The organism is Candidatus Frankia alpina (assembly GCF_902806485.1).
Classification (GTDB): domain Bacteria; phylum Actinomycetota; class Actinomycetes; order Frankiales; family Frankiaceae; genus Frankia; species Frankia alpina.
The window spans coordinates 1-400 of the sequence record NZ_CADCWT010000600.1; the positions used below are offsets into that span (position 1 = coordinate 1).

At 67.5% G+C, this 400-nt stretch carries 1 protein-coding gene; it reads right to left on the reverse strand.

All coding sequences use genetic code 11. From position 1 onward, the window contains the following. Positions 1-5 precede the first annotated feature (5 nt). Positions 6-398 (reverse strand): zinc ribbon domain-containing protein, encoded by a 393-nt coding sequence (locus G6R25_RS24665; RefSeq protein WP_161983206.1) that lies wholly within the window; start codon positions 396-398, stop codon positions 6-8. Positions 399-400 lie beyond the last annotated feature (2 nt).

A 400-nucleotide genomic window follows, 5' to 3' on the forward strand; every position in this document is an offset into this window, starting at 1 on the left:
ATCGCTCACGAGGAGGTGTGGGGTTGCGGTTCACGGACGTTCGGACGCCTGCGCGTCGTCGTCCCTCCGGCACGGGCTTTACGCCCGGGTCGTCTTGCGACGGCCTGTCCTGCCGCGACGTTGATAGCAGCGTTGATGCCCGCGTTGCAGGTAAACCCGCAGGAGATACAGCGGAAGCCGGCTTGGTTCTCACGCGACTTCTTCTCGATCCACCCGCAGGCACTGCACCGCAGACTGGTGAACGGGGTGGGGACGTCTTCGACCCTGCCCGGGGCCTTGTCCTCGGTACGGGCTCGGAGCATGCCCCAGCCCTGCGCGAGAACAGCCCGGTTCAGCCCGGTTTTCTGGGCGACGTTCTTCCCCGGCTCGTCCCTCGTCCCGGCGGCCGAGCCGGTCATGC

What these genes read in the sequence shown, in the direction of transcription:
- G6R25_RS24665 (WP_161983206.1), bottom strand. Translation starts at nt 398, where the DNA reads ATGACCGGCTCGGCCGCCGGGACGAGGGACGAGCCGGGGAAGAACGTC.